This window comes from Rhodococcus triatomae (genome assembly GCF_014217785.1).
GTDB classification, from domain to species: Bacteria; Actinomycetota; Actinomycetes; order Mycobacteriales; family Mycobacteriaceae; genus Rhodococcus_F; species Rhodococcus_F triatomae.
In genome coordinates this window covers 639682-666348 of the sequence record NZ_CP048814.1, presented here as the reverse complement: position 1 = coordinate 666348, position 26667 = coordinate 639682, and the positions used below count along the sequence as shown (strand labels likewise).

At 66.8% G+C, this 26667-nt stretch carries 28 protein-coding genes and 1 riboswitch; of the genes, 13 read left to right on the top strand and 15 right to left on the bottom strand.

What is annotated here, in order from left to right; all coding sequences use genetic code 11:
- Positions 1-3 precede the first annotated feature (3 nt).
- Genes G4H71_RS03120 through G4H71_RS03110 form a run of 3 tightly spaced genes read right to left on the bottom strand, consistent with a single transcriptional unit; the run spans position 4 to position 3551 of the window.
- A complete protein-coding gene (locus G4H71_RS03120; RefSeq protein ID WP_072736838.1) occupies positions 4-936 on the bottom strand; it encodes a TIGR03564 family F420-dependent LLM class oxidoreductase in 933 nt (310 codons plus the stop codon).
- A 12-nt stretch (positions 937-948) separates the two neighbouring features.
- Complete coding sequence (locus tag G4H71_RS03115; protein WP_072736839.1) at positions 949-2325, bottom strand: NtaA/DmoA family FMN-dependent monooxygenase; 1377 nt, start codon at positions 2323-2325, stop codon at positions 949-951.
- Between the two features lie 14 nt (positions 2326-2339).
- Positions 2340-3551 (bottom strand): LLM class flavin-dependent oxidoreductase, encoded by a 1212-nt coding sequence (locus G4H71_RS03110; RefSeq protein WP_072736840.1) that lies wholly within the window; start codon positions 3549-3551, stop codon positions 2340-2342.
- 335 nt (positions 3552-3886) lie between these two features.
- On the opposite strand from G4H71_RS03110, the gene G4H71_RS03105 reads away from it, so the two are divergent.
- Positions 3887-4612, top strand: coding sequence for a GNAT family N-acetyltransferase (locus G4H71_RS03105; protein WP_072736841.1), 726 nt, complete (start codon positions 3887-3889; stop codon positions 4610-4612).
- Between the two features lie 4 nt (positions 4613-4616).
- Here G4H71_RS03105 and G4H71_RS03100 read toward each other — a convergent pair whose 3' ends face one another.
- The gene (locus G4H71_RS03100; protein ID WP_072736842.1) at positions 4617-6038 is read right to left on the bottom strand and encodes a purple acid phosphatase family protein; all 1422 of its coding nucleotides are present in this window, start codon (positions 6036-6038) and stop codon (positions 4617-4619) included.
- Positions 6039-6138: 100 nt separating this feature from the next.
- Positions 6139-6744, bottom strand: coding sequence for a hypothetical protein (locus G4H71_RS03095; RefSeq protein WP_072736843.1), 606 nt, complete (start codon positions 6742-6744; stop codon positions 6139-6141).
- Between the two features lie 117 nt (positions 6745-6861).
- Between G4H71_RS03095 and G4H71_RS03090 the strand changes: the two genes are divergently transcribed.
- The 5 genes from G4H71_RS03090 (at position 6862) to G4H71_RS03070 (ending at position 10371) form a co-directional block, all read left to right on the top strand.
- Positions 6862-7314, top strand: a complete 453-nt coding sequence (locus G4H71_RS03090; RefSeq protein ID WP_072736844.1) for a YbaB/EbfC family nucleoid-associated protein — start codon at positions 6862-6864, stop codon at positions 7312-7314.
- Complete coding sequence (locus G4H71_RS03085) at positions 7311-7661, top strand: type VII secretion target (protein ID WP_072736845.1); 351 nt, start codon at positions 7311-7313, stop codon at positions 7659-7661. The genes G4H71_RS03090 and G4H71_RS03085 overlap by 4 nt, the downstream gene beginning before the upstream one ends.
- Positions 7658-8419 carry a hypothetical protein gene (locus tag G4H71_RS03080; RefSeq protein ID WP_072736846.1) on the top strand — a complete coding sequence of 254 codons (762 nt, stop codon included), beginning with the start codon at positions 7658-7660 and terminating at the stop codon, positions 8417-8419. Before G4H71_RS03085 ends, G4H71_RS03080 begins: the two co-directional genes overlap by 4 nt.
- 107 nt (positions 8420-8526) lie before the next feature.
- Positions 8527-9348 carry a hypothetical protein gene (locus G4H71_RS03075; protein WP_139183295.1) on the top strand — a complete coding sequence of 274 codons (822 nt, stop codon included), beginning with the start codon at positions 8527-8529 and terminating at the stop codon, positions 9346-9348.
- Positions 9349-9399: 51 nt separating this feature from the next.
- Positions 9400-10371, top strand: a complete 972-nt coding sequence (locus G4H71_RS03070; protein WP_072736848.1) for an LLM class flavin-dependent oxidoreductase — start codon at positions 9400-9402, stop codon at positions 10369-10371.
- Here G4H71_RS03070 and G4H71_RS03065 read toward each other — a convergent pair.
- The 4 genes from G4H71_RS03065 to G4H71_RS03050 are packed head-to-tail and all read right to left on the bottom strand — an operon-like array spanning position 10331 to position 15230.
- Positions 10331-11731 (bottom strand): ABC transporter ATP-binding protein, encoded by a 1401-nt coding sequence (locus G4H71_RS03065; RefSeq protein ID WP_072736849.1) that lies wholly within the window; start codon positions 11729-11731, stop codon positions 10331-10333. The two genes, G4H71_RS03070 and G4H71_RS03065, sit on opposite strands and share 41 nt — an antisense overlap.
- Positions 11728-12633, bottom strand: coding sequence for an ABC transporter permease (locus tag G4H71_RS03060; protein ID WP_083343173.1), 906 nt, complete (start codon positions 12631-12633; stop codon positions 11728-11730). Before G4H71_RS03060 ends, G4H71_RS03065 begins: the two co-directional genes overlap by 4 nt.
- Positions 12630-13571, bottom strand: a complete 942-nt coding sequence (locus tag G4H71_RS03055) for an ABC transporter permease (protein WP_072736850.1) — start codon at positions 13569-13571, stop codon at positions 12630-12632. Before G4H71_RS03055 ends, G4H71_RS03060 begins: the two co-directional genes overlap by 4 nt.
- 12 nt (positions 13572-13583) lie before the next feature.
- On the bottom strand, positions 13584-15230 hold the full coding sequence (locus G4H71_RS03050) for an ABC transporter substrate-binding protein (protein ID WP_169847119.1): 1647 nt from the start codon (positions 15228-15230) through the stop codon (positions 13584-13586).
- A 15-nt stretch (positions 15231-15245) separates the two neighbouring features.
- A riboswitch (cobalamin riboswitch) is annotated at positions 15246-15435 on the bottom strand.
- A 61-nt stretch (positions 15436-15496) separates the two neighbouring features.
- Here G4H71_RS03050 and G4H71_RS03045 point away from each other — a divergent pair.
- Positions 15497-15817, top strand: a complete 321-nt coding sequence (locus tag G4H71_RS03045) for a hypothetical protein (protein WP_072736852.1) — start codon at positions 15497-15499, stop codon at positions 15815-15817.
- A gap of 237 nt (positions 15818-16054) precedes the next feature.
- On the opposite strand, the gene G4H71_RS03040 is transcribed toward G4H71_RS03045, so the two are convergent.
- The 4 genes from G4H71_RS03040 to G4H71_RS03025 all read right to left on the bottom strand — a co-directional run bounded on the left by G4H71_RS03040 (position 16055) and on the right by G4H71_RS03025 (position 20849).
- Complete coding sequence (locus G4H71_RS03040; protein WP_072736853.1) at positions 16055-16909, bottom strand: NgoMIV family type II restriction endonuclease; 855 nt, start codon at positions 16907-16909, stop codon at positions 16055-16057.
- 45 nt (positions 16910-16954) lie between these two features.
- Positions 16955-18028 (bottom strand): NaeI family type II restriction endonuclease, encoded by a 1074-nt coding sequence (locus G4H71_RS03035; RefSeq protein ID WP_072736854.1) that lies wholly within the window; start codon positions 18026-18028, stop codon positions 16955-16957.
- Between the two features lie 202 nt (positions 18029-18230).
- The gene (locus G4H71_RS03030) at positions 18231-19325 is read right to left on the bottom strand and encodes a DNA cytosine methyltransferase (protein WP_072736855.1); all 1095 of its coding nucleotides are present in this window, start codon (positions 19323-19325) and stop codon (positions 18231-18233) included.
- A gap of 279 nt (positions 19326-19604) precedes the next feature.
- Entirely contained in the window at positions 19605-20849 is a 1245-nt protein-coding gene (locus tag G4H71_RS03025) for a PucR family transcriptional regulator (protein WP_072736856.1), read from the bottom strand.
- Positions 20850-20979: 130 nt separating this feature from the next.
- Here G4H71_RS03025 and G4H71_RS03020 point away from each other — a divergent pair, with 130 nt between their 5' ends.
- The 3 genes from G4H71_RS03020 to G4H71_RS03010 are packed head-to-tail and all read left to right on the top strand — an operon-like array spanning position 20980 to position 24123.
- Positions 20980-21843: an SGNH/GDSL hydrolase family protein gene (locus G4H71_RS03020; RefSeq protein ID WP_139183294.1), complete on the top strand. Its 864-nt coding sequence runs from the start codon at positions 20980-20982 to the stop codon at positions 21841-21843.
- 41 nt (positions 21844-21884) lie between these two features.
- Positions 21885-23234, top strand: a complete 1350-nt coding sequence (locus tag G4H71_RS03015; protein WP_083343171.1) for a spinster family MFS transporter — start codon at positions 21885-21887, stop codon at positions 23232-23234.
- A 28-nt stretch (positions 23235-23262) separates the two neighbouring features.
- Positions 23263-24123, top strand: coding sequence for an alpha/beta hydrolase family protein (locus G4H71_RS03010; protein ID WP_072736857.1), 861 nt, complete (start codon positions 23263-23265; stop codon positions 24121-24123).
- Here G4H71_RS03010 and G4H71_RS03005 read toward each other — a convergent pair.
- Together G4H71_RS03005 and G4H71_RS03000 are read right to left on the bottom strand one after the other, a co-directional pair.
- Positions 24120-24362, bottom strand: coding sequence for a hypothetical protein (locus G4H71_RS03005; RefSeq protein WP_072736858.1), 243 nt, complete (start codon positions 24360-24362; stop codon positions 24120-24122). The two genes, G4H71_RS03010 and G4H71_RS03005, sit on opposite strands and share 4 nt — an antisense overlap.
- A gap of 62 nt (positions 24363-24424) precedes the next feature.
- A complete protein-coding gene (locus G4H71_RS03000; RefSeq protein ID WP_139278256.1) occupies positions 24425-25072 on the bottom strand; it encodes a hypothetical protein in 648 nt (215 codons plus the stop codon).
- Between the two features lie 104 nt (positions 25073-25176).
- On the opposite strand from G4H71_RS03000, the gene G4H71_RS02995 reads away from it, so the two are divergent.
- Genes G4H71_RS02995 through G4H71_RS02985 form a run of 3 tightly spaced genes read left to right on the top strand, consistent with a single transcriptional unit; the run spans position 25177 to position 26639 of the window.
- A complete protein-coding gene (locus G4H71_RS02995; protein ID WP_139183293.1) occupies positions 25177-25476 on the top strand; it encodes a hypothetical protein in 300 nt (99 codons plus the stop codon).
- A 16-nt stretch (positions 25477-25492) separates the two neighbouring features.
- The gene (locus tag G4H71_RS02990) at positions 25493-26239 is read left to right on the top strand and encodes a hypothetical protein (RefSeq protein ID WP_139183292.1); all 747 of its coding nucleotides are present in this window, start codon (positions 25493-25495) and stop codon (positions 26237-26239) included.
- 1 nt (position 26240) lies between these two features.
- Positions 26241-26639, top strand: coding sequence for a hypothetical protein (locus G4H71_RS02985; RefSeq protein WP_072736861.1), 399 nt, complete (start codon positions 26241-26243; stop codon positions 26637-26639).
- Positions 26640-26667: the final 28 nt, after the last annotated feature.

Here is a 26667-nt window from a genome sequence, read left to right as displayed (position 1 = left end):
CCGCTACCCGAGTGACCGCGCGATCTCGCCGAGCGCCTTCCAGGCGCGCGAACGAGACTCCGGACCGAGCAGATCGGTTTCGGTGACGACGATGTCGGTCGCGCCCGCGTCGCGGTAGCGCCGGACGGCGTCCTCGAGAACCTGCTCGTCACCCACGACGGCCAGGTCGGCGGCGCGGTCGTGTCCTTCCAGTGCCACCACCCGCTGATAGGACGGAATCCCGTCGTAGAACGCGGTGTGCTCTGCCGCGGCTGTCTTCCCGGCGTCGATGTCGTCGGTGACGACTGCGGCGAGGAAAGCGAAGATGCGGGGCGCGGGGCGCCCGGCGTTCGTTGCGGCGGCCGTGATCGTGGGCACGATGTGCTGTTCGAGGGTCCGGGGGCCGGCCAGGAACGGCAGTGTGCCGTCGGCGAGTTCACCGGTGACGCGCAGGGCCTGCGGGCCCATCGCGGCGACGAGCAGCGGCGGCGGTGGCTGGGCTCCCGCAAGCGGTGCGGGCCGGACCGTCACCGCGGTGAGCGTCTCCCCGTGGTAGTCGACCACTCCGTCGACGGTGACGGAGCGGGTGGCGATCAGGAAGTCCCGCAGGCGGGTGATCGGACGCTCGTAGGGCACGCCGAACGCCGGCTCGATGAGGCTTCGCGCCCCCAGGGCGAGTCCGAGGCGGAACCGGCCGTGGGTGGCGGCCTGGGCAGTGTTCGCCTGGCCGGCAACGAGAAGCGGATGCCGGGGGTAGATGGGTACCGCGGAGGTGCCGACACGGATCTCGGGCACTTCCCGCCCGACAGTGGCGGCGAGCGCGATCGCGTCGTAGTCGAATCGCTGCCCGAACCACGCTGCCTGAAGTCCGGCATCGGCAGCCTCCCGGGCTTGCGCGACGACATCGTCGACGGCGTTGCCGGTGGTGGCCGGGGACAGGGACACACCGATCTCCATGCTGTTGTCTCCTTATGCGTGCGCAGCGTGGGTGGGCGCGGCGTGCGCCGCGCGCACGTCGGGTAGGCCGAGGTTGTCGCGCAGGGTGGTGCCGGTGTAGTCGGCGCGGAGCGCGCCGCGGTCCTGCAGCAACGGCACCACCTGGTCGACGAACTCGTCCAGACCCCACGGCACCAGGTGTGAGCCGATGATGAAACCGTCCGATCCGTCGCTCTGTACGAACGAGTCGATCTTCTCCGCGACCTGGGCTGCGGTGCCGACGACGGGGCCGCGCTCGAACTGGTCGATGACGACCTCGCGCAAGCTCAGCTTCTTCGTCTCGGCGACCTGGCGCAGCCGGGCCACCGTGTCGAACCGGTCCTGATGGACGAAGGCGCGACCCTGGATGATCGGTGGTGCATCCGGGTCCGGGTCGACGTCGGGCAGCGGGCCGTCCGGATCGTAGCCGGACAGGTCCCGGTTCCAGATCTGTTCCAGCAAGATCTGCGCCGTCTGGCCGGTGACCTGCTCCTCGCGGACGGCGTGATACTTCTCCAGAGCGTCGGCCTCGCTGTCGCCGAGCACGAAGCTCGCCGACGGCAGGATCTTGATGTCGTCCGCGCTCCGTCCGGCGGCGACCGCACGCGACTTGATGTCGCGGTAGAAATCCGCGGCTTCGGGGAGTGCGCCGTACGGGGAGAAGATCGCGTCCGCGTTGGCGGCGGCGAAGTCGCGGCCCTGCGGCGACACGCCTGCCTGCAGGACCACCGGGCGACCCTGGGGGCTGCGCGGCACCGTGAACCGACCGGAGATGTCGAACTGGTTGCCGTGGAACTCGAACTCCCCGGCCTCGGCCCGGCGCAGGTATCGGCCGGACTCCTTGTCGGCCACGATGTCGTCGACGTTCCACGAATCCCACAGTTGTCGCACGGCCCGCAGGGTCTCCTCGGCTCGCTCGTATCGCTGCGACCGGTCCAGGAAACCGCCGCGCCGGAAGTTCTGTCCGGTGAAGGCGTCGAACGACGTCACCACGTTCCAGGCGGCTCGCCCGCCGGAGAGGTGATCGAGGCTCGCGAACTGCCGGGCGAGTTCGTACGGCTCGTTGAAGGTGGTGTTGATGGTGCCGGCGAGACCGAGATGTTCGGTGACGGAAGCCAGGGAGGCGAGCACGGTGAAGGTGTCCGGGCGACCGATGACGTCCTGGTCGAATATCCGGCCCGCGCGTTCGCGAAGGATCAGCCCCTCGGCGAGGAAGAAGAAGTCGAACTTGCCGCGTTCGGCGGTGCGCGCCGTGTGCTCGAACGTCCCGAAGTCGATCTGACTTCCGGCGTCCGGGTGCCACCACGCGGTGTGATGGTTGACGCCGCCGAGGTAGGCGCCGAGGATGACCTGCTTGCGGACGGTGCTCATGGGAACCTCGATACTCAGACGGTGGCGTAGCGGTTGGGGACGTCGGTGGGCAGGCCGAGCAGCCCACGCAGCGGGAGATCCGGATACGCGGTGCGGAACAGGCCGCGCCGCTGCAGGATCGGGACCAGTGTGTCGCTGATCGTGGCGAGATCGTCGACCGCGACACCGGGCCGCAGCCGGAAGCCGTCGAACCCCAGGCCCCGCCAGTCGGTGAGCAGATCGGCGAGCGTCTCGGCACTCCCGGTGAACACGGCGGCATCCGAGTGGAATTCGCGGCCGTCCAGGGTGTTCAGCCGGTCCAGCCGGGACGCCCCGGGCTCCTGCGACGTATCGAGGAACACGACGAGATCGGCGTACACCCGTAGAGGCTCGCCCTCACGACCGGTCCGCGCGAGCGCGCCGGCGACGTCGTCGAGAACGGTCTGGGGCCCGTCGACGGACGGTGTGACGAACACGAGATCGCCGCCGCGGGCGGCGAGCTCGTACGGAACCCGCTGGTGCGCCAGCGCCGCCACCACGGGCTGGCCCTGCGGCGGCCGGGGCGTGATCGACGGTCCGCGCACGTCGAAGAACCGGCCCTCGAAGTCGATGTAGTGCAGCTTGTCCCGGTCGATGAACCGGCGGGTCGCGACGTCACGGATCTCCGCGCCGTCCTCCCAGCTGTCCCAGAGGCGCCGCACGACCTCGATGACGTCCTGCGCCTCGTCGAACAGCTCGAGCACACCGGCGGGGAGGTCGCCGCCCGCCAGCACGTTCGCGATCTCCTCGTCGGCGGGACTGTGGACTTCCCGCCGGCCGAAGTGTGCGGCTTCGTCCGCGGTGCCCGAAATCCGCACCTGCCACCCGGCGCGACCGCGCGAGGTGTAGTCGAGCGTCGCCAGTGCCTTCGAGACGTGGAACGGTTCGGTGTGGGTGGTCGTGATCGTGGGGATCAGGCCGATCCCCGACGTGACCGGCGCGACTCGGGCCGCGATCAGGTGCGCATCGATCCGCGCGCGGACCCGGTCCACGGCATCGTCGGCGCGGAGGTGGCGCTCGGTGGGCGCTGTCAGGGTGTCCTCGATGCTCACGAAGTCGAGCAGCCCCCGCTCTGCCGTGGCGACGAGATCGGTCCAGTACGACGGGGCGAACAGTTCAGTGGGGCGCGAGTTCGGCTCGCGCCATGCCGCCGGGTGCCACCCGGCGCCGTCGAGTGCAACGCCGAGGTGGAGGGAAGTCGATGCCATCGTGGTGGGCTCCTGGGATGCGCCGGACGGGTCTCCCGTCAACGTAGGAACGACCGTTCGCGGGATCAACGGTTCGGATCACGGTGATACCCGGGGAATAGATCGGCGCGAGCGTGAAGACCGTGGTCGGGGCGGCGGCGCGTCCGGCCGGTGTCGGCTGCCCGGCGCCGGGCCGGGATGCCTGCAGCTGGTGTGTGCCGTCGCGGACGGACGGAGGAGACGGCGGTGAGCGGGACGCGGGGTTTCGGAATCTCGGTGAGTGCAAACGCTGCCATGCTCTCGTGTGCGTGGCTAACGTTCGGGATGGTGTCGGGTGTTCGGTACGGAGGACTGTGGTGACTGCTGATTCGACCGTCGACCTCGATACGTCGTTGCATCCGTTGGACGACCCGGTGCGAGCCTCGCTGCGGGGCGCGCACAGTGGATTCGCGCAGTGGGTCGGGCGGATCGGCCGCTATGAACCGGAGGTCGCCCGATTCGTCGGTCACCCACCGGTCCTCGCCGATCGGGACTGGGCGGATCTGGCCACCCTGATCGGCCCGGGCGCCGTGACCGCGCTGCGCGGGCCGGGCCACGTCCCTCCGGACGGGTGGACGGTGCTCGAGCAGTTCGGCTCGGTGCAGATGGAGGGTCGTGGCCTCCGCGTCGCCGGCCCGGAAGTCGGTGACGAACCCGAACCGGAGGTGCTCACGGCGGCCGACGTGCCGGAGATCCTCGACCTCGTCGCCCGCACCGAGCCAGGGCCGTACGCGCCGCGCACCATCGAGATGGGCACCTATCTCGGCCTGCGGGTGCACGGGCGTCTGGTCGCGCTGGCAGGCGAGCGGATGCACCCGCCCGGCTGGACCGAGATCAGCGCCGTGTGCACCGATCCCGAGTTCCGCGGCCGTGGCTATGCCTCGCGGCTGATCCGCGCGGTGGGGGCGGGGATCCGATCCCGGGGAGAGGTGCCGTTCCTGCACGCCGTCGCTCACAACACGACGGCGATCAGCCTCTACGAGACACTGGGATTCACCCTCCGCAAGCGATCGATGCTCACGCTGGTGCAGACCCCCGCCTGACCGATCAGCGCGCGGCGGGACCGTCCACCACACGCTTGCCGGCCGCCGTCTTCTCGATCGTGAACTCGTCGAGCACGGAACCGACGTCGCCTGCTCCGATCGGCCGGTCACCGATGTGCGCGTCGTCGCCGACCGCGGCGATCACCGAGCGGTAGGAGAGGGTGCTGCCGTCCACGGTGATCTGCTGGAACGTCGACGTCTCGTTCGCGGTGACCACGCGACGGGCGCCGTTGTTCAACCAGTTCGAGTTCTCGTCGCTGTCCACGTCGTAGTACTTCGGCCCGGCCACCGTGACGGCATACACCGGACCGGTGCTCTCCGACGGCGTCGCACCGTCGTTGGCGAAGAGGTGTCCGCGCGTGTACGCGTGATCGTGGCCCATCAGGACCAGGTCCACGTCGTGGCGTTCCAGTACCGGCACCCACGCCTCGCGCAACGTCGTGTTGTCGCGGCCGCTGGTGGCCGAGAAGACGGGCTGGTGGAACGTGACCACCGACCACCGATTCGGGTTCTCCGCGAGCACCGCGTCCAGCCAGCGGGCCTGCAGGTCCTCCCACACCGTGAGGAAGCCCGATGCGCTGCTCCCGGTCGGCAGGTAGCTCAGCAGCTGACCCGGGGTGTTGGCGTTCATCGAAATGAACCGCACCCCTTGGTAGTCCGTGTAGTAGGTACCGCCACCGAGATACTCGGACAGCAACCGCTCCGTGTCGTCGACCGGCTGCGGTCCGTTGTCCGGGAACCGGAAGTGGCTGCGGAACTGTTCGATCCGCGCATCGCCCACGTACTCGTGGTTGCCCGGCGTGGCGAACACGTTGACCTCGCGGCCGTGCTCACCCAGGGCGTCGAACCACTCGCCCCACTCGCTGTCCGTGCTCGAGGTGTTGATGAGATCCCCTGCGTGCAGGTGCAGCTTCGCACCGGGGGTGGCGGCGAACGCGGCGTCCACGACGGGCGTGAACGTGGCCGCGACATCGTTCTGCGCGTCGCCGAAGTAGAGGAACGTCAGCGCCTCGTCGGCGGATGCGGTGGTGAACGTGGCCCAGTCGCTCCAGTGCGCGTCGGACCCGACACGGTACCGGTAGTCGGTGCCGGGTGCCAGACCCTCCGCGACGGCGGAGAAGTGACGGGCTCCGACCGGCCACCCGGCCAGTTGGACATCGTTGCTCCGGTCGGCGGCGAAGTCGACGGTCCCGGACCCGGGGACCTCGACCTGCAGGACACCATCGGTGGTGTCCGTGGACACTCGCCAGGACACCGCCTGGGACGTCTGCGGATTCGCGGTCGGGGTCAGGACGATTCGATCCGGGACGGCGCTGACCGCGTAGCCGGTGGACGGATCCGCGGCGGCCACGGTCGGAGCCACGAGTGTGGCGCCCAGGATCAGTGCGGCGTAGGCCGCGAACCGGCGAGTCCTCGTCAGATACATGAAATTCTCTCCGTGTTCGGCGGGTGGTGAGCGAAGCGTACGAGTGCCCGGTGAACGGAATCTGTCGAATCGGTGATGTGGGGGTGGGTGGCCGCCCGGGTCACGAGGACGACGGCGTCGAGGAATGGAGAACCGGGAGGTAGCCCGCACGCAGCGCGTCGATCGTCGTTTCAGGAGTGAGGATCGGGACCTCGCCGGTGGGCAGCGGCCCGGGGTCGACGTACCCGGAGGGGGTCCACCGGGCGACGCTGGTGCCGAGCACCAGGTGCGGCACGTGCTCCACGAGGATCATCGAACCCGGTGGCAGATCTGCTGCGTTGCCTCTTCTCGGGCGCGCGCGGCGTTCAGCCGCCAGCATCAGATCCATCTCGTCGGCGGAGGGCGGTGCCGTGAGGCGGCGAGCGCTCGCCCAGGCCGCTCGGTAGGAGTTGTACTCGGGCCGACGGCACTCCGCACACGGTCGATGTCCCGCGGCGAGTGCGGTGGCCTCGTCGAGGAAGAATAGTTCCGTGTAGCGGTGCGGTGTCATCACGGTGCGGCGTCGGCCTTTGAATTCGAGTAGGCAGATGATCCAGCGGCGGGTCTGACCGTGACGGACGATCCGGCGGTGATCGTCGTGCAGCACACCCCGGTTGCCCATCAGCGTGCCCCGTGAGGTGGTGGCGATCAGTTCACCCGTCGGGGTCACGCGGTTGCGCAGCGGCATGGTGTCCAGGCTAGGAGATCGGTGGCGCAATGGTGGCGTGTGATCCGTGGTGCTAGCGTGGCGCGGTCGACGCTGAACCACTGCCGGGGGCAGGGGCAGGACCATAGGGGGGAAGTCGTGATCAGTACCGATCCGCATCGCGCCGCGGACGAACTCGCGAGCTGGGCCGAGGGCTTGGAGCGCAAGGCACAGCAGTTCCGCGAACTGCATACACAGATGGCGTCCGCGCACGTCACGCACACATCCAGGTCCGGGCGGGTGCAGGTGTCGATCGACGGCAACGGCCTGCCGTCCGACATCCTTCTCACCGACTCGGCTCGCGGGGTGGACCCGTCGTCGCTGTCCGCGGAGATCATGGAGACTCTGCGCGAGGCACAGGCACAGCTCCGTGAATCCGTGGCATCCGCCGTGCAGGCCACGGTGGGCGACGATCCCGCCGGGGCGGACATCCTCAACCAGTATCGGCAGCGTTTCCCCGATCCGGCCGAAGGGGAAGAGCGTCCTGCCGACGACGACGAGTACTTCGAGAATCGGTCGATCCTCGACAACGGGGACGAGGGCCGACGATGACTACCCCGTTGTCGGTCGACCTCGACCAGTTGACCTCACATTCGGAATCCGTCGCCGACTTCGGCGGGCGAACCGGAAGCGCGGCGGACGATGCGAATCAGTTGTCCTCGATGGACGAGGCCTACGGAGTCTTCTGCCAGGTGTTCGGTGCGATGCTGGTCGAACCCCAGCAACAGGGTGCGGCGAGTATCCGCGCGACGGCCGAGGCGATGAAGGACGTCAGCGTCAAGCTGCGTGAGGCGGCCGTTGCGTACAAGGAGGCCGACGAGAGGCTGGCAAAAGCACTCGGAGAGATTCTCGAGAGCCTCGGTCCGGCTGGCGGCCCGGGTCGTGGGGGTGGACGATGACGGACAGTCTGATCGCCGAGTATCAGCCGACAAGTACCGGACTCACGACCGGCTTGACACTGTTCGAGGCAGCCTGGCAGGTATCGGATGGAATTGAGGCCGGAGACCTGGGTTCGGCGGCGTCGGGCAGGCTGGGTGTCGCAGTGGATACCGCCTCGGCGGTGATCGACCCTATCGGTTACGTGGCGAGTCAAACTATTTCCTGGATGCTCGAACACATCGAGCCTGCTCGTGAGGCTCTCGACAACCTTGCAGGAAACCCGGCAATGGTGGCCTCCTACGCGCAGTCCTGGAGCAACATCGAGAACGAGCTCACTTCGGTGCGCGAGTCGATGGGCAGCGAGGTGAAGTCGGGTACCAGTGATTGGTCCGGGCAAGCTGCCGAAGCCTATCGCGCTCGCGCAGATGACATTGCGAACATCGCCGGGGCGGCGGCTGCCGCGGCGAACGGCCTCGCAACGGCGACGGAAGGCATGTCCAAAATCGTGGCCGGCGTGCGGACGGCTGTACGTGACCTGCTCGCCAGCATTGCGGCCTCGCTGCTCAGTTGGACAGCTCAGATCCTTGCGTCGGTCGGTTTCGCCGCTCCCGCTGTCGTGGCTCAAGCGGTGACGCGTATAGCGCAGGTGGTCAGGACTGTAGGGAACCTGTTGGGTGACCTTGCCAAGTACGTGCAGCTGGGACTGGAAGCGATCGCCATGATTCGGAGTCTCCTCGACGGGTGTTACAACGCACTCCAGGTGACGACCGCACAGTGATCCCGGCTCCTGTTCCTACCCGTCCGCCGGGACTTGTCGCTGATCCTGCTCCCGACGTCGCCGCACTGTGGGCACGAGTTCGGATGCTCCTCGCCTGTGTTTACGTCGTGGCTCCCGCGCTCATCGTCACATTGGTGCTCGTCGTCACGACCATGGCGCGGGGTGGTGTTTTCACGGGTGACCTGCTGATCGGCCCGGCTGTGGGTGCGCTCCCCGCGGTGGCCGCCGGCGTCTGGCTCCGACGTACGGGCTACCAGGAGCCTGCGGCGTGGGCGTCGACGGCTTTTCTGGCAGGGCTGGCACAGGCATTCGGTGGTGTCGTCAGTTCGGTGTTGATCCGCGACGATTCGGGGGTCGACGTCTCGGTCGCACTCGAGTGGATGTGGCTATGGATATGGCTGCTGCCCATGGTGTCCACGTACGTCGCGAATCAGGCACGCAAGTTGATCGTGCCTCCGACGACATCTGCGCTCGGCGACACGTCGCTGCGCCTGCCTTTCCACACGCGATACCTCGGACATCCCAAGGGGCATACGATGCGTCCCTTGTTCCGGTTCGAGCGTTGGAACAAGGGAATTCAGCTCGCCACGATCGAGCTCACAGGCGAGCAACTGGAACTGGCAGTCGTCAGCCCCGGGAACCTCGGTCCGGCCACACTCCCTGACGAGGGGTTGTACGCGTCGGTGCCGTACAACCAGATCCGCAGGTGCCGCACCATCACCCTCGGCCCCGAGGTGAGTGCGTCGCCGTGGATGGTGCTGCGTACCGGCACGCAGCTGTGGGCAGTGCCCGGCGAGGCAATCCTCCTGACCACCGACGAGTTCGAGCGGTACATCCCGGTCGACAACGCCACCTTGATCTGCCAGCTGATCGAGAGAAGGATCCGCCGCGCCCACCTCATCGAGGCCGGGGCGCAGACGCTACGGTGAGCATCGGCAAGAGGCCTCGGTGGTGGCCCCGGTGACGAGGAGTGCGAGGCAATGCGGTTCGGATTCATCTCGCACGTCGTCGGTGACGGCGACTCGGCTGCCCTTCTGCGAGAGACCGTCGAACTCGCCGTTCACGCGGAGGAACTCGGCTTCGATTCGTTCTGGGTGGCGCAGCACCACTTCGGCGCGCAGCGTGCGCACTGTCCGTCACCCCTGATCCTGCTGACCGCGATCGCCCAGCACACCGAACGACTCCGCCTGGGTACCGCCGTCGTCGTCGGGTCGCTCGAGGATCCGATCCGTTTGGCCGAGGACGCCGCGACGCTCGACGCACTGAGCGGTGGCCGCCTCGAACTCGGCCTCGGTGCCGGTGCGGACGAGGCGACCTCCCGGCGCTTCGGGAGTGACCACGACCGTCGCCACGAACGCTTCCTGCACACCGTGCAGGTGCTGGGGGAGTTGTTGGCGGACAACAGCGATCTGGTGCCCGCCACTGCGGGACTACGTGACCGGCTGTGGATCGGCACCGCGTCCGAGTCCGGTTTCGCCCTGGCCGCCGAGCACGACCTGGGCGTGCTCACCGGGCGCTCGTCCTCACCGCACGGGCCACGAGACGAGATTGCGGCCGACCGGGTGGCGCGCTATCGAGCCGCGCAGGAGGAGCAGGGCCGGGTGCCACGTGTCGGGGTGTCCCGATCCGTGCTGTGCGCGGACAGCGGTGACGCCGCGTTCGCGCAGATGCGGCCGGGCATCGAGCGATGGGTGACCACATCGATTGCGGCCGGACGGTTTCCGGAGGGGTTCACCGCACGTGACTACGTCGGCACCGGGCACAGCTACCTCGGTACCGGCGCCGAGGTCGGTGAGGCAATCGGCCGCGACCTCGTGGTCCCGGATGCCACCGACTTCCTCTGCAACGTCCAGCCCGCGGGGCCGTCGCAGGCGGCCGTCCGCGAGAGCCTGCGCGTGTTCGCCGACGAGGTCATTCCACGCTGGAACGCTCCTCGGTCGGTTCGATTCTGACCACGGTGTCGGCGACCCGCCGGAGCATGCGGTCCGCGTGCGAGACCATCACGACGGGCAGACCGTCGTCCGCGAGGCCGCGGAGGATGTCGAGTATCCGCTCCGAGGTGGCATCGTCCAGGGAGGCCGTGGGCTCGTCCGCGAGCAACAGCCACACGTCTCCCACGAGTGCCCGGGCGATGGCCACTCGCTGTGCCTGACCGCCGGACAACTGTCTCGGTCGCCGGGTGGGGTCGAGGTCGCCCAGCCCCACCCGGTCGAGCGCCGTGCGAGTCACGGACAGTGCTTCGGTCTTCGCGAGTCGGCTCCGCAGCCGCGGGGCCAGAGGTTCGGTGAGGCTGCGGTAGATCGGCCAGTGCGGGTCGAGACTGCCCACTGCGTTCTGGAACACGATGCCCACCTGCCCGGGGCGCGGCGGTCCGTCCAGCCCGTCCCAGGTGAGTGTGCCACCACTTGCCGGCTCGATTCCGGCGAGCACCCGCAGGAGGGTGCTCTTGCCTGCTCCGGACGGGCCGGCGAGGCCGACGATCTCGCCTCGGTGCACGTCGAGATCGGTCGGGTGCAGCCCGCCGCCCGTCGGGTACTTCTTCGTCAGCCCGCGTGCCCGCAGAATCGGTTCCGTGTCGGGGCGCGCGGTGTTCCGCGGCGGAACCTGTTCGGAGACAACGCGGACCGACGGCGCGGCCTCGACGAGGGTGCCGTGATCAGCCACGTAGACCCGGTCCGCGTACTGCTCCACCAGCGCCCGGTCGTGGCTGACGATCAGCAGCGCCGCCGCACCGTCGGTGAGCGTCGCCATCACCCGGTGGGCGTTGGCCTCGTCGAGTGCGGACGTCGGCTCGTCCGCCAGGACCAGCTTCGGCTCCAGGGCGCGGGCAGTCACCACCGATCCCCGTTGCAGCATCCCGCCGGACCAGGTGAAGGGGCGCTCGCGCACCCGAGCGGAGGCGTCGGCGATGTCCACCGCGGCGAGATCGGCAACGATGCGGCCGTCCGGGACCGGGCGCTTCTTGATCCGCCATGCCTGGGCGATGTTGGTGCCCACGTCCATGATCGGGTCCATCGCGCCGAACGGGTCCTGGCTCACGTACCCGACGACGGATCCTCGTAGGTCCCGTCGTTCGCGTTCGGTGCAACCGGTGAGGTCGACGCCGTCCACGACGACGGAGCCGCCGACGCGCGCCGAGGCGTCGAGCATTCCGAGGATCGCGCGGACCACGGTGGTCTTGCCGCTTCCGCTCGGACCCACCACTGCGACGGTCTCGCCGCGTCGGACGGTGAGGTCGATGTCGTGGAGAACCGGAGGCTCGTCGCCGAACGAGACGGTGAGCCCGCGGATCTCGACGATCGGGGCGCTCATCGGACGGCCCCCATCCCGCGCCTGCTCTGCATGCCCTCGGCGATGAGATTGGCCGCAGTCGCCATCGCGAGGATCGCCAGCGACGGTGCGAGGAGGAGCCACGGTGCGGCGGTGAGGAATCGGCGGGCGTCGCCGAGCATGGCACCGAGTTCGGCTTCCGGCATCTGCACCCCGAGCCCCAGGAACGACAATCCGGCCAGTGAGACGACGATTCCGCCGAGGCGCAGCGTGGTGACGATGAGGAATTGCGGAAACACCGCGGGCATCAGATGCCGGACCCCGATCGCCGGGCGGCTCACCCCCGCGACCCGCGCGGCCACCACATAGGGGCGGGTGCGGGCCTCGAGAGTCAGCGCCCGGGCGATCCGGGCGTCGGCCGCCCAACTGGAGATGACCAGGGCGATCAGGAGGTTGACGTAGCCCGGGCCGAGGAGCCCGACCACGGCCAGTGCCAGAACGAGGCCGGGGATGGCGAGGACGATGTCGATGCAGCGGGACACGGCCCGGTCCAGGCGGCCGCCGTAGAGGGCGGACAGCAAGCCGACCAGCAGGCTGATCGTCGCGGAACCGGCGAGGACGAGGAACGCCGACAGCAACGACAGCCGCAGGCCGTGCACCACCCGGGAGAACTGGTCGCGGCCGTACTGGTCCGTGCCGAGCCAGTATTCGGCGTTCGGGGCGACGAGCTTGTCCGCGTAGTGCGGCTCGTCGGGCGGGTATTGCGCGATCCACGGACCCACGATCGCGACCAGGATCAGCGCGGCGAGCAGCACGATCCCGGCGCGGACCGACAGCGGAAGGGAGTGGCCGGGCAGCCGGAACCGCCGTGGGTCGCGGGGCTGTTCTCGGTGCGGCGGCGTGGTCGTCGTCGGCGCCGGAGTGGGGCGTCGGGTTCGAGTCATGCGTCCACCGTGATTCTGCGGTCGACGACGGCCGACACGATGTCGGCGGCGACACTGGTGACGATGTAGGACAGGGTGGCGAACACGGTGAACGCCTGGATCACCGGCAGGTCCCGGTGTTTGACCGACTCCACGACGTAGGAGCCGAGTCCCGGCCAGGTGAAGACGGTTTCGACCACGGTGGCTCCGCCGATGAGGATCGCGACGCCGACTGCCAGCGCGTGCAGGGAGGGCACCGCGCTGTTGGGCAGCCCGTGCCGCCACAGGATTCGCCGGCGGGAGGCGCCCCGGGCCGCGAGTACCTGCGCGGTCGGTGTTTCCATGAAGGCGAGGAGATTGGCGCGCAGCAGCCGCGACCAGGTGTCGGACAGTCCGACGGCCAGGCAGAGCGCGGGCATCCACACCTGCTGCCAGGTGCCGTCCAGTGCGGCTTTGCCCACGCCGAAACCGACTACGAACACCTGGATCAGCAGCAGGGCGATGACGAACCCCGGGATCGAGGCGAACAGCAGTGCCAGGCCTCGGGTTCCGTGGTCCGGCCAGCGTCCGGGGAACTGGGCGGCGGCGACACCGAGCGCAACGGAGAGAACCAGTGCGAGAACCAGGGACGCCGCCGCCAACGTGAGGGTGGCCGGGAGGCGACCGGCGAGCTCGTCCGAGACCGGACGCCCGGAGGCGAAGGAGAGCCCGAAATCGCCCCGCACGGCGCCCCACAGCCAATGCACGTACTGCGAGAGCAACGGCTGGTCCAGGTGCAGCGCCCGCTCGAGGTCGCTGATCTGCTGCGGCGTCGGTTCCGGGATGCCCTGCGCGACGAGGATCATTCGCGCAGGGCTGCCCGGAGCCAGCGGCATGAGCGCCCAGATGAGCACGCTCGCACCCAGCAGGGTGATCAGCGCCTCGACGACGCGGCGCCGGGCGATAGCCAGGACACGCATCGTGAGGCGGTGTTACTTGCCGGTCTGGCTGGTGATGTGCCGGCGAACGCTCGACACGTGGTAGTCGGCCCATTCCGGACCGGTCACCACCGTGAAGTACTTGAACGTCCCGGCCACCACGTAAGCCTGCTCGGCGACGAGGATCTCCTGTGCGCGCTCGAGCAGCTCGTCCCGGCGCTCGGTGTCGAACTCGCCGCGCAGCTGCTCACCGATCGCGTCGATCTCCGGGTTGCTGATGCCCTGGGCATTCGAGGAGCCGTCGGTGGTCCAGCGCACCAGGTACGGCTGGATCGGGTCCGCGGTGCCGGACAGCGAACCGCTCAGTGCCACCGATGATTCCCACGCCGTCGGATCGTTCTTCACCGCTGCGGAGTCCTCGGCGTTGTCGATCTGCAGGTCGAACCCGGCGCGCGAGACCTGGTCCTTCATCGCGATGGCGACGTCGTTGGTCTCCGGTCCCTGCGCCTGGGTGACGAAGCGCACCACCAGCTTCTGGCCGTCCTTCTCCCGGATGCCGTCACCGCCGGTGACCCAGCCCGCCTCGTCGAGGAGGCGGTTCGCCTCGTCCAGGTCGTGGACCTGGTTGTCTACGGCGAAGGACATGGTGTCCGGGTAGAGGCCGGCCGCGGGGGCGAACTGGCCGTTGCCGACGTCCGCGGCGATGCCTTCGTAGTCGATGGCGGCGGTGAACGCCTTGCGCACGTCGGTGTCGGTGAAGATCCCGTCCTTCAGGTTCATCTCCACCAGCAGCGACTGGAGAGCGAGTTCGGAGGACAGCACGTGCATGTCGTCGTTGCCCTGGAGCTCGAGCTTCGCCGACGTGGACGGGTAGAAGGCCATGTCGGCCTCCCCGCTCTGCACGCCCGCGAGCCGGGCCTGCTCGTCGGGAACCACGCGAACGGTGATCCCGGTCAGCGGGGGAGTGCCCTCCCAATGGTCCGCGTAGGGGGCGAGGACGAGGTTGTCCGGGTTCCACTCGGTGATCGCGTAGGGGCCGGAGTAGGCGCCGGCGTTCACGATCTGCGCTGAGTCTCCTGCCGCTGCTTCCATGGCCGCGACGTCGTAGATCTGCAGCGAGTTGTCGCGGGCGGCGAGGGCCGCGGGAACCATCGCGTTGGGTTCGGGCGTGGTGAGCACGACCTTGCCGTCGTCGACCGTCGCGGTCGTCGCAGGGTCGAGGTAGACCTGCGCGTTGGAGGATTCGGCGATCTGGCGGGACAGGGCGGCCGCGACGGCCTCCGCGTCGACGGGCTTGCCGTTCTGGAAGGTGACGCCGTCCCGCAGGGTGATGATCCAGCGGGTGTCGCCGTCGCGGGAGACGTCCTCTGCGAGCCACGGCTCGATGTCGCCGTCGTCGGTGACCTGCAGCAGGTTCTCCGCGATGCCCCAGTCGAACAGCCAGTTCGTGCCGGTGCCGATCGGGTCCAGGCCCGCGATCTTGTACGAGTTGTAGATGGTCAGGGAGCCGTCGCCCTCCTCTCGGAGCTGCTGCGCCGAGGCGGTCGCGTCGTCGGCGGTGTCGCCGGACGCGCAGCCGGCGAAGACCAGCGCGACGGCCAGCATCCCGGCCGCGAAGATCGAGCGGCGCCGGGCCGGGGTGGGGGCATGGTGGGGTGGCCGCGCGGCAGACTGCCGGGTGCGGCGAGTGAACACTCGCATCTTCATCCTCGTGAACTCGGTCCTGACTACGGTGCAGGTGTCCTGGCTCCCGGATCAACACTCGCCTTCGGCCTTCCAACCCAGGGAGGTCGTGGCCATCGGATGAAGGTCTGCTACTCGGTGACAGTTGCGGGACAGCCCCGGATTCGCACCGGTGTTCCCTGCGGAAGTGAACCTAGCATCCGCTCCGGATTCGGGTATACGGCCGACCTGCGCTGAAGTAGCATGCCCAGCCAAGGGGAGGAAGATTTCGACGGGGGGATACCGTGACATTTCGCTTGGACGACGACGCGATCGAGCAGTGCGTCAGGATCTGCGATCAGATGTTGGAGATGCTGCGCGAGGCGCAGAGCGAGGCCTCACGCCTCGACCAGCTCACCGGCCTGGGCGACTTCGCGACCGGCCGACAACTCACCGCCGGGTACGTGGCGAAGGCTGCGGTGGTCCGCACTCGCATCGGGCAGTACGAAGAGGTCATCGTAGCCATGCGTGAGGCATTCGCGGCCGGTGGTGAGGCGTTCGCCGATGTCGATGGGCGGATTGCTCGGACGTTGGGGGTGGTCGAGGGGCGGGTGGGTATGGGTTGAGGGGTCCGCACCGGGCGATCGCTGGTGCCACAGGGTCGAGCTGCCCCTGCTATGTAATGATCGGATCATCGGCGACGGCGCGCGCGAGGTTGGGATCTGACGAGTGGGAGATAGTTAGCGCACACAGCACGGTTCAGTGAGGCCCCTGGCTAGTGGTACAGGAGCCGCAGGGGTGAACAACGGGAATGACCTGCTTACTGCGTGGAATAACCCAGACTGGACGTCCGTGGGTTGTGACTATGGCAGGAGATTGATCTCATCGAGGAGCGCCGAAAATGGTCTGATGCGATTCTGCTTGATCATCCGGTCGAGTAGATCAAGCTGCTCCGGCATTCTCGGGATCGATTGCTTAGAAAGACTGTTGGCGGCGGTCTTGAGGGCGCCGAAGGCAACGTGATAGACGCAATCGACGGATCCAGAACCATCTGTGAGCAGGCGGAGCATCGATGGACGAGGTTCCATCGTGATGACTGCGAAGTGTGGCATATGGCCTCTACGCAGCGATACGAGTTTGCTTCCCTGCGACACGCAATCCTGTGCTCGGTCAGTCCGCAGCGACCATTTGGAGCTGAGTGCGACTAGTAGGCGCTGGCCACTTCGAGGGGAAGTTACGGCGATGTCCGTCCTCAACATTGACTCTTCGGCGAGGTTCTCCTTCAGCGCGCAAAAAAAGCCGCGGTTCGAGGCGGCATGGTTCCGAATGGTGTTCAGCTGCCGCCGTAGCGCTGTTACAGATTTCGAGGTATCGAGTTGTTTCGTTTCAGCGATTGCCATCTCGATACGATCGAGATCATCGTGAAAGCTGGACATATAGTTCTTCAGCTGTGAAAGATGTCGATACTGATCGAAATCGGTAGCGATACGTGACCGATCAACGATTAGGTCGGGGCGCCGCGCGCGGAGATCCTCGACAACGGCGACTTCGAGTGCCGTGCCGACATCTGAGATTTCGGGTGTTGCGTGGGCGACACCTAGCGCATCGAACATCGCTCGGCCCCATCGGATCGAGTTGACATCACCCTTGTCAGAGGTCGATGGCAATGCCGTCCCTGCGCGGTACCCGCAGAGAGTACGCGCGAACTTAGGATCCATGCCTTGAACCTGCCAAATTGTGCTCTCTCTCGGGTCTGAGAACGGTCACGGCGCCCATGTGATATCCGTTCGGCTGGTTCCTGTAGCGGCCGGAGGGGCGAATCGGAGCCCATCCCATTTTTTCGTCGGGAAGGTCGGCGCTTCGCTCTCGTCGTCGCCGGTGGCTCGTGCCCACCACTGTTCATCGAGGAAGAAGCTGCTGCGTACGTCGTCAGGCGGGACAGGGGCAACGCGCGTGGAAATCCACGAGCCTTTACTAGGAATCTCAAGTCCTAGCGAATCGGCGATCCTCTGGTGTGGCCGGTCGTGTCCGAGCACAATAATACCGTGCGGTCTCAAGTGTATGCGGGCGTCTCTTGCCCGTTTGGGCGCGTCATCCTGTTGTCCGACCGTAAGGACTACATTGCGATTGATCAGTCGATTCTGGACGTGGCGGAAAAGCGCGTCCACGCGACCCTGCCCACTCGATCCCGGTTTGAGGATTTCGTCACGGGTTGATTTGGGTAGGTGGCGGAGGAGATTCGTGGGCAGATCGGTCTGTATCCCTCCCCATAGCCAGTAGATGTCTGCCAACGAGCTCTCAGAGATTCTGCGTTTGAAATCTTTATTGTAGGCGCGGACGTCTGCTCCCGACTTGTCCCGCCGCCAACGGAGGCGGCTGTCGGAAATTCGAAGAAGTCCAGCAGCCCACTCTTTGGTGTCATCGTTCAACCAGGTTAGGAGGGCAATCTGGTCGTAATCTGCTGACTGCTCTCCGTGGTGTGCACAGACGTACATCTCTGTGGGAATTTCCCATCCTCCCAGATCGCGGGAGAACTTGCAGTCGACTTCAGTGTCAAGGATCCTCCAGTCGAGGTCGTGCCCATCCGAGATGTCGAACTCGCGAGTCAGGTTGATTTCGACAGCCGTTCCGAGATAGGTCTTTTCCGTCTTCCGGAGGTGTTGGTAACACCATCGACCGGTGCGTTGACCGTCGAGGGCTTCATCGAGTGAGTCTCTCAGGGTCCAGCGGAAACGCTCGCGGCCGTCTGGAGCACTCTCGAAGAACGAAGCCACATGCTCGAGGTCGTTCGGTGGGGATGGTGGAGCTTGCTTCGGCCGATAGCGAACCGTGGACATCGGGCTCGTTGGGTCGGGGTGCTTTCGGAACCCATTCCGAACGCGACGCATTGCCGTTGCTCGTGCATCTGACGGACGCTTCGAGGCTCCTGTGCTGGGAACGGTATCTACCTCGAATAGTCCTGTGCTGTCGGTCATGTGTCCAAGCATGCTGGTGGTGGACTCCAATGAGTAGCTGAGGCAATCGGCAAGTGCGGACGCATCACAGGTAATCTGAAATGTGCTTGGCTATAGCACGAGCTAGCCCGACGGGCACCGCGTTGCCGATCTGCTTGGCTATCTGAATTTTGCTCCCACACCATAGGAAATCCTCGGGAAAGTCTTGTAGTAGTGCAGCCTCGTAGTGTGTTATTGGACGGTTGACGCGGTGCTTGCCGAGGGCGTCCCACTGGGGATGCAGATATGCACCCTTTTCGGGCTTGAAGAACTCAGTCCGAATCGTATGAGATGGCATGTCCCACCGCATCCTGCCCATGACATCGGTCGTGCCGGAAGGCTTTTCGCGCCAGCACCGTGGAAGGAGATGGTCAGGTACATCGAAACGACCCCCGCCGGGCGGGACGTGGTCGTAACGTTGCAGGGACAGGGGTGTCGGTGTTCGTCCAAGGTGGATGTCGAGGCCTTTAAAGACACCGGGAACATTCTCACCGAAGACCCTGACAGTAGAATCGGGAAGCGATGTTGAGGTCGGTGTCTCAGGTGCATCGCCAATGCGTTCGCGAGTTGTCACCCAGGGGGCCACGTTGCGGGCATCCGGCACGCGGGCGTGCGTCGCAGCAGGCAGCTCGATCTTTCCGATGCGGGAGCCGATGACTATCGTGCGCTTTCGTCGTTGGCCTACGCCGAAGTCTGCCGCATTGAGGTGACCGTACGACAGCTCATACCGTTTGAGTGAACCGTGGTCGGCCTCGGCGAGGAGCAACTCGAACTCCTGCGACCGCATGAATCGGTCAACATTCTCAATGACGAAGACCTTGGGGTTCGCCGCACGAACGACACGTAAGTACTCGCGCCATAGCTGGTTGCGGGGATCGTCGACGTCTCTTGAACCTAGGTTCGAGAACCCCTGGCACGGTGGACCGCCGATGACCACATCTGCCTTCGGAATCTGCTGATTTCTGACCGCACCGATATCTTTCCACAGTGTGTGATCCTCGCCGAAGTTGGCAGCGTAAGTTGCCGCGGCATGGAGGTCGAACTCGATAGCGAGTGTTGACGTGAATCCCTCGGCGGTGAAACCGCTGGTCATGCCCCCGCAGCCGGCGAAGAGATCGATGAGTGTGCGCACGCTGTTCATGGTAGGGCTCGGGTATGACGAACTCTGTCTGGGCGCGCCAGTCAGGAGTGATCTCACATCTCGGTTGGCTGCTTCTGGAGCGAGTGAATGGCACGGCGCTTGCACTCTCCATCCCAGGTGTCGGCGGCGACGGTTCGTGAAGTGGCCGCCGGATCAGCGCTGGCTCGCCGGTTTGAGGGCGGGCGATACCGCCCGAGGGTAGCGCGAAATTCGACCTACGGTTGGCTTCAGATCGCGACGAGTTGGAGGCCGCGCAGTGTCGTAGTGCGGACCACTCACTCACTCACGCACCCGCCGCGCCGCCAACGCCGCGACGAGCCGCACCAGATCGGGCGCCGAGCCGACGTCCAGGCCGGTGAGAGTGGCGACCTTCCGCAGTCGATAGACCACCGTGTTCGGGTGCACGTGCAGCGCTGTTGCCGCGGCGGCGCGGTCGCAGCCGGCGTCGAGGTAGGACTCCAGGGTCTCGAGGACGGCGGGGTGAGAGTTCAACGGGGACAGCAGGTCTGCGAGCAGCGGCGTCGCGGCGCTCGGCCGGGTGAGCTGGTATTCGAGCGCGACGTCGCGCAGCCGCACCGCGCCGCTGGCCCGGCCGTAGTGGCGGGCGACATCCAGGACGGCCCGCGCCTGCTCGTATGCACCCGGCACATCCGGAGGCGCCGCCACCGCCACTCCTGCCACCACGGCGGCGCCGATCGTCCGTTCCATGTCCCGCAGGTTCCGATGCAGTAGCGCGTACTGCGGACTGTTCTGCCAGTCGTCCACGCCGGGCTCCGCCTCGAGGATCGGAATCAGTACTCCGCCACCGCTGCTGGTCACCATGCTCAGTGCGTTGTCGCGGCCGACATTGTCCAGCTCCCGCTGCAACCGCCGCACCTTGCGGCGTTCGGCGACGACGGCATCGACCTCGGCGGATTGCTCGTCCGGATGGGGGTCGATGTGAAGCGCCGCCACCCAGTACAGGCGCGGCAGGTCGACCCCCACACGCTCCGCCGTCCCCGTCGCGTCCGTCCCGGACGTCAGGGCCAGGAACAGGGCGCGCCGCGCCGAGTCGTCCTCGCCTGGCGTCGCCCGATCCGACCCGTAGCCGGCCAGCACCGCAGCCGTGGCCGCTTGCAGGTGAGTCTGCAACAACGCCCCCGCGCGCCCCAGGTCCGCGACATCCCCCGGCTCGGCGAGCTCGGTGATCGCGGCCCACCAGTGCTCGGTGCCGAGGTGATACGCGTGCAGTACCTCCGCGAGCGGCACCAGCTCCTCGGCCCGTCGCCCCGCGGACTCGCGGACCCGTACCAATTCGTCGTCGCTCGGTGGCCGCAGCGACCGCAGGCTCGCGATGAAGACCTCGAGGTTACGTCGGATGATCGCGGTGACATCGCTGCGCACGGCTTCCTCGGGCAGCGACCGGTAGAACGGCACCTGCGTCCACACCGTGTCGACGGTCTCCGCCACGATCGCGTGGGTGCGCTGGGCGAGCTGATCCGCCAGCGGCCGGCCACCGAGCACGATGGTTTTGTCTGCAGACACAAATTCCTCCCGATAGTCGAGCCGCCCGAACAAGGACGACCTGTCACTTTCCAGAGAATATGTAATCCACGCCACTCCGGAATCGACAAATCCGATCGTACGGTGGCGCCGACCAGAGGAGACCAGCCCCGTGCCATCCGTGCGCCGAACCGCCTACACCGTCACCGCCGCGGCGTGTCTCCTGGCCGCCGCAGCAGGCCCCGCCGCGGCGGGGCCGACGGAGCCGCTCGAGTACGTTGCGCTCGGCGACTCGGCAGCCGCGGGGCCGCTGATCCCGGACCAGGACCTCACGAGCCCCGGCTGTCTGCGCTCGCATCTGAACTATCCGTCCGTGCTCGCCGCGTCCCTGGGCGCGCAGCTCACCGACGTCACGTGCTCGTCCGCGCGCAGCGCTCACGTCACGAGCAGCCCGCAAGCCACCGTCTCCGGCCCCGTTCCGCCGCAGATCCACGCACTGAGCGAGGAGACGGACCTCGTCACCCTCACCATCGGTGCCAACGACATCAACCTGTTCGCGACCGCGCTCGGCTGCCTCAACCCGCTCCCGGAACCGAACGGGACGTCGTGCGCCGACGCGTCCACCGTCGACGGCGTCGACCGGCAGCAGGCGCTCGTCGACGACGCCGCTCCGCAGTGGGGCGCGGCGCTCGACGAGGTGCGCGCTCACGCGCCGAACGCCGAGATCGTCGTCATCGGCTACGGGACGTACACCCGGCCGGGTGGATGCCCCGACCGTCAACCGATGTGGCCACGCGACGCCGACTACCTCCAGGGCGTCATGGACGCGGTCAACGACGCGATGGCCGAGCAGACACGCGCGCGGGCAATGACATTCGTCGACATCCGTCCGGTCACCGCGGGGCACGACATCTGTGCCGACCCCGGACAGGCGCACTACGCCGGCGCCGTGCCGACCGAATCCGCGGCACCGCTGCATCCCACGGCGCTGGGAATGCAGGCGATCGGTGCCCACGTCGCCGACCGGCTCCGCTGACCACCACCCCACCCGTTCACTGTCGTCAACGAGGACCCTCCATGTCACTGCACCAGACCGCGCCGACCACCCCTGCCTCGGGTACCGGCCGCACCACCATCCTCGGCGGGGCGCTGATCGCGCTGTTCCTCGCCAACCTGCTCAACTTCTTCGACCGTGCCATTCCGGCCGTCGTCGCCGAACCCATCAAGATCGAATTCGGGCTCAGCGACCTGCAACTCGGGCTGATCACGTCGGCGTTCACCGTCGTCTACGCGATCGCGGGACTGCCGCTCGGCCGCCTCGCCGACCGCGCGCATCGCCCGAAGATCATCGGCGCCGGGCTGCTGGTGTGGAGCGGATTGACCGCTGCCACCGGTGCCGCCGGCAACTATCTGTTGTTCATCCTCGCCCGGCTCGGTGTCGGCGTGGGTGAGGCCAGTTTCACCCCGGCCGCCAACTCGATGATCGGTGACCTCTACCCGGCCGACCGGCGTTCCCGCGCCCTCGGAATCTTCATGCTCGGGCTCCCGATGGGGCTGATGCTCGCGTACTTCACCGTCGGTAAGATCGCCGAGTCGTTCGATTCCTGGCGCGCACCGTTCTTCGTTGCCGCTGTTCCCGGAGTGCTCCTCGCGCTCGTCATGTTCCGGATGCGCGATCCCGAACGCGGTGGGGCCGAAGAGGTGTCGGCCACCGCATCGGAGCCCGTCACGCAGCCGATCCGGAAGCTACTCACGATCCCTACCCTGCGCTGGCTGATCCTTGCGGGCTTGACCTTCAATTTCGCTGCCTATGCCGTCAATTCGTTCACCGTGCCGCTGCTGATGCGACAGTACGAGCTGAAGCTGACGTCCGCGGCGGTCGTCACCGGAGTGATCGTCGGGCTCACCGGACTGCTCGGCCTGCTGATCGGCGCCCGCTACGCGGACCGCGCATCGGCCACCTCGCCCCGCGCCCGGCTGATGATCGGCGTGGTCACCAGTGCTGTCGCGGCGCCGCTCACCGCGCTCGCGCTGATGCAGAACGGGGGCAGCGTCTTCCTGTTCACCCTGCTGTTCGCGCTCGGATGGCTGCTCGCCTACGGCTTCTACATCAGCGTGTACCCGGCGATCCACGACATCGTCGTCCCACGGCTGCGGGCCACCGCGACCGCACTGTTCTTCGCCGCGATGTATCTGCTGGGTGGGTTCGCCGGCCCGGTGGTGGTCGGCGGAATCTCCGACTGGTTCGCCGAACGCGCCGCAGCCGACGCAGGCGTGCAGGAAGTGACCGCGTTCGCGGGGGAGGGGCTCAACTCGGCGCTGTACCTGGTGCCGTTGACGCTAGCGCTCACCGCGGTGTTCATCTACCTCGCCACCCGAACCGTGGGGGCGGACTCCGCGCGCATGCGGGCGAGCCTCACCGACTGACCGGCCAGATCCCGAAAGGTGCACTCCCATGCGGAAACCCCTCGCGCTGCTCCGAAGAACCTTCGTAGCCGTGGCCCTGTGCATGACACTCGGGGCAACCGGGTGGGTCGGGACGGCTGCCGCGGAACCGGCGGCCGTCCCGAGCGTGGGACACCGATGGGCCGAGATCGGGCCGTACACGCCGGAGGTTTCGATCGGGCTGGTGCACACCCTGTACTACCCGCGTGACCTCGGTCAGCGCGGCGAGAAGCATCCGATAGTCCTCTGGGGCAACGGCACCGGAGCACTCCCCGGTGCCTATGCGTCCCTGCTGCGTCACTACGCCAGCCACGGGTTCGTGGTCGTCGCGGCGAACAGCCCGAACGTGAACTTCGCGATCACCATGCGTTCCGGGATCGACCTCATGGAACGCGAGGCGGCGGACCCGAACAGTGTGTTCTTCGGGAATGTGGACCTGGACCGGATCGGTGCGGCGGGGCACTCACAGGGCGGCTCGGGCGCGATCAACGCGGCGATCGACAAACGCGTCGATACCGTTGTCGCCATTCAGCCCGGCCCGCTCAACGACGTCGATCTCATCGACGTGCCCGTCCTCTACCTTGCCGGGCAGTTCGACCTCATCGTCCGGCCGGCACTGGTACGTGCGTTGTATGAGGACGCCGATCACGTACCTGCCGAGTACCTGGAACTTCGGGGGGCCATCCACTTCGGGACAGCCATCACCGGAGGTGCCAACCGCGGACCGAGCACGGCATGGTTGCGGTACTGGCTGCTCGACGACCCGAACGCCGCCACCGAGTTCTTCGGCGAGAACTGCGGCTACTGCTCGGATACCCGGCAGTTCTCGGGATTCGAGCGCAACGAGCTGGCGCGGCAGATACCGGGCTAAGGCGTGCGCTCGCTGGAACCTGGCGCGAGGCGCTCCGCGCCCATCGCCAGGGCGGCGTTCACGTAGTCGGGGTGTGCGTCCCTGATGACCAGGTGGCTGCCGTCGTCGCTGACGGAAGCCCGGGAGAAGTCGACGACCCAGTGCCAGGACTTGGCAGCCAGAGCGACGGCGCCCAGGCTCGCAAGCAGTGAGAAGAAGACGAACTGTGGGATCGACGCCAGGACCCTCGCACGTGGCACGGCGAGAAAAAAGCTTGTGTTCTGTTCCGCCGCAATCGATGTCTGGATTCGTCCTCGCCTCGTCAGGATTGCGAATCCCTGGATGCGGCAGGGGCAAGGTGCGCGCCCGCAACCAATGAAGCCCTCACATAGTCCGGGTGTGCGCGACTGATGATCAGTCGGGTGCCGTTGTCGCTGACCGAGGCCCGCGAGAACTCAACGAGCCAATTCCACGACTTCGCAGCGAAGAGAAGGACGATGATTCCGGCAATCAGGGACAGTTGCGCCAAGCCGTGCTGAGACGCCAGAACCAACGCGCGTGGAACGGCGGTCAGTAGGCAGATAGCGACAATCGCCAGCAGCGCGGTCTGCGCCCGTCGGCGCCAGACCCACCGCGTGCACTCGCGGCAGCCGTGAGCAGTGACGGCAACAGACGGTGCGGTCTTTGCTCGCTCGATGCCGCGGTTCAGGCGACGCGGCCCAGGCCCCAAGTCATGCAGGATTCTGCGTAGGCGAGATTTTCGATGGTAGTCGGTCTCGGGGTCCGCCCAGATTCGCAACTGCTTGGACCAGACCGAAGGGGCGCCGTGAGCCGGGCACAGTTCTGGTAGTGGGACAACCTCGAACCTCATGAGTCTAGGTACGTGCCGGTGCGAGATCCAGCGGCCGAGTTCTTCTTCCGTTCCCTCGCGCAGTGGAAAGGCCACTCGGTCGTCCGTCTGCTGGTGCACGCCACTCAGTCAATCGCCGGCGGTTCAGTTTCGCAAGTTCGCCCCTGGTACTCTCGCAGCCGATGTGCGACCCGGGGTGGGGTCGGACTGAGAAGGGGGCGCTGATGGATGTCGATGCAGCTGAGCTCGACGTGTTTGCAGCCAGGTTGGATGATCTGGCAGGGCAAGCCGCTGAGGCAGTGAGGTATCTGGAGGAACACCTATCGATCGGCATGGGTGACGCACGGATATTCGCCACAGTTGCACCCGCGGTTGCCGACACGCGGACGCAGCTTGTCGACAACACGAACGAGATAAAGCGGCTCATTGAAGAATCTGGCAAGGAAATGGCCAAGGTTGCCGACCACTATCGCACTACTGACCGTGTCACCACGTCGAACCTGGCCCAGATTCAGCCAGGCTGACTTCCAGGAGCGCTGAATGTTGAGTAATCCGTACAGTGCTCTCGTCGCTCCAACTGCGACGGATCCAGTTCCCGATATCCTGGAGAACGCGCTGAGCGGCTCCTACCTCAGCCCGACGTATTGGCTGACAGCTCCAGTCAATGCAGCGTTGGGTTTCATCAATGCGCCGAATCCGATTGACTGGATTGCTGATTTCGTTGCCGGCGACTGGATGTCTGTCCAGGAGGCCGGCCTCGCCGTGGCACATCTCAGCAAGTTCAACGGGCTCCTGTCCGGTGAACTGTCTTCTGCTATGGAAGTGGCAACGAAGACTTGGCAGGGGGACGCCGCGAACTCGGCCTCCCAGTACTTCGATGGGCTGGCGCAAGCGATCGAGTCTCAGAAGTCGGCGATCAATTCACTGGGCAAGCAGATCGAACAGACAGCGATCGGCATGTACGAGGCATCCCAAGCCATCAAGGGCGGCCTCGCGATTGCTACCGACAGCATGATCGAGTTCCTCATCACCCTCGCCGCGGCGAAAGCGTCGACCGCACTGGCAGCGACGGGGGTGGGCGCAGCGGTGACGGCCAGTGCGTGGGCGGCTGCTGTCGCGATGGGCTATCGCGTCTACAGCAAGATTGACAAGGTTCTCGATCTCCTCAACTACGCCTTCCAGGGTGCGCAGGCCACCGTTGGTGTCATTGCCGGCTATATGGCCACCGTCAAAGATGTGAAGCTCCCCAACCTGCCGGACGCCGCGTACGATCACGGCGAGGTCTGAGATGGCTGACGAACGCCCACTGCTCCCCTCGTTGGACGACGACCCGGCGGCAGCTTTGCACCTGCGGAAGTCGCTTCGGACACTCGCGGCGGTCACCCCCGACCCGGCTTTCAAGAAGCTTGTCGGCGAGGTGCTGGACGGTCGCGCCGACCTGCGCGACGTCTTCGACTCCCAGACTTTCACCGGGGTCGTCGGTCCGCTCGTCACCGGCGCCGTCGAGGAATTGTCTGCTCTGAGCGACGAGGAGCGCGAGGCGCTGGCCGAGCAGGGGCGGCAGCAGATCGAGGACGCCTACGCCGCGGAGAAGGCGGCACAGGCGAGTCGCGATCGAGCGGTCGACAGCAGTGATGACGACGACTATTTCGACGACCCGCCATCGATCTTGAGCACCGACTGGTAGCAGAGGGTTCCCCGGCCACTGAGCGCAG

What these genes read in the sequence shown, in the direction of transcription:
- G4H71_RS03100 (WP_072736842.1), bottom strand. Translation starts at nt 6,038, where the DNA reads ATGTATCTGACGAGGACTCGCCGGTTCGCGGCCTACGCCGCACTGATC.
- G4H71_RS02990 (WP_139183292.1), top strand. Translation starts at nt 25,493, where the DNA reads ATGTTGAGTAATCCGTACAGTGCTCTCGTCGCTCCAACTGCGACGGAT.
- G4H71_RS03070 (WP_072736848.1), top strand. Translation starts at nt 9,400, where the DNA reads ATGCGGTTCGGATTCATCTCGCACGTCGTCGGTGACGGCGACTCGGCT.
- G4H71_RS03095 (WP_072736843.1), bottom strand. Translation starts at nt 6,744, where the DNA reads ATGCCGCTGCGCAACCGCGTGACCCCGACGGGTGAACTGATCGCCACC.
- G4H71_RS03030 (WP_072736855.1), bottom strand. Translation starts at nt 19,325, where the DNA reads ATGAACAGCGTGCGCACACTCATCGATCTCTTCGCCGGCTGCGGGGGC.
- G4H71_RS03115 (WP_072736839.1), bottom strand. Translation starts at nt 2,325, where the DNA reads ATGAGCACCGTCCGCAAGCAGGTCATCCTCGGCGCCTACCTCGGCGGC.
- G4H71_RS03015 (WP_083343171.1), top strand. Translation starts at nt 21,885, where the DNA reads ATGTCACTGCACCAGACCGCGCCGACCACCCCTGCCTCGGGTACCGGC.
- G4H71_RS03040 (WP_072736853.1), bottom strand. Translation starts at nt 16,909, where the DNA reads ATGGATCCTAAGTTCGCGCGTACTCTCTGCGGGTACCGCGCAGGGACG.
- G4H71_RS03010 (WP_072736857.1), top strand. Translation starts at nt 23,263, where the DNA reads ATGCGGAAACCCCTCGCGCTGCTCCGAAGAACCTTCGTAGCCGTGGCC.
- G4H71_RS03050 (WP_169847119.1), bottom strand. Translation starts at nt 15,230, where the DNA reads ATGCGAGTGTTCACTCGCCGCACCCGGCAGTCTGCCGCGCGGCCACCC.
- G4H71_RS03065 (WP_072736849.1), bottom strand. Translation starts at nt 11,731, where the DNA reads ATGAGCGCCCCGATCGTCGAGATCCGCGGGCTCACCGTCTCGTTCGGC.
- G4H71_RS03055 (WP_072736850.1), bottom strand. Translation starts at nt 13,571, where the DNA reads ATGCGTGTCCTGGCTATCGCCCGGCGCCGCGTCGTCGAGGCGCTGATC.
- G4H71_RS03080 (WP_072736846.1), top strand. Translation starts at nt 7,658, where the DNA reads ATGACGGACAGTCTGATCGCCGAGTATCAGCCGACAAGTACCGGACTC.
- G4H71_RS03035 (WP_072736854.1), bottom strand. Translation starts at nt 18,028, where the DNA reads ATGTCCACGGTTCGCTATCGGCCGAAGCAAGCTCCACCATCCCCACCG.
- G4H71_RS03120 (WP_072736838.1), bottom strand. Translation starts at nt 936, where the DNA reads ATGGAGATCGGTGTGTCCCTGTCCCCGGCCACCACCGGCAACGCCGTC.
- G4H71_RS02995 (WP_139183293.1), top strand. Translation starts at nt 25,177, where the DNA reads ATGGATGTCGATGCAGCTGAGCTCGACGTGTTTGCAGCCAGGTTGGAT.
- G4H71_RS03060 (WP_083343173.1), bottom strand. Translation starts at nt 12,633, where the DNA reads ATGACTCGAACCCGACGCCCCACTCCGGCGCCGACGACGACCACGCCG.
- G4H71_RS03085 (WP_072736845.1), top strand. Translation starts at nt 7,311, where the DNA reads ATGACTACCCCGTTGTCGGTCGACCTCGACCAGTTGACCTCACATTCG.
- G4H71_RS02985 (WP_072736861.1), top strand. Translation starts at nt 26,241, where the DNA reads ATGGCTGACGAACGCCCACTGCTCCCCTCGTTGGACGACGACCCGGCG.
- G4H71_RS03110 (WP_072736840.1), bottom strand. Translation starts at nt 3,551, where the DNA reads ATGGCATCGACTTCCCTCCACCTCGGCGTTGCACTCGACGGCGCCGGG.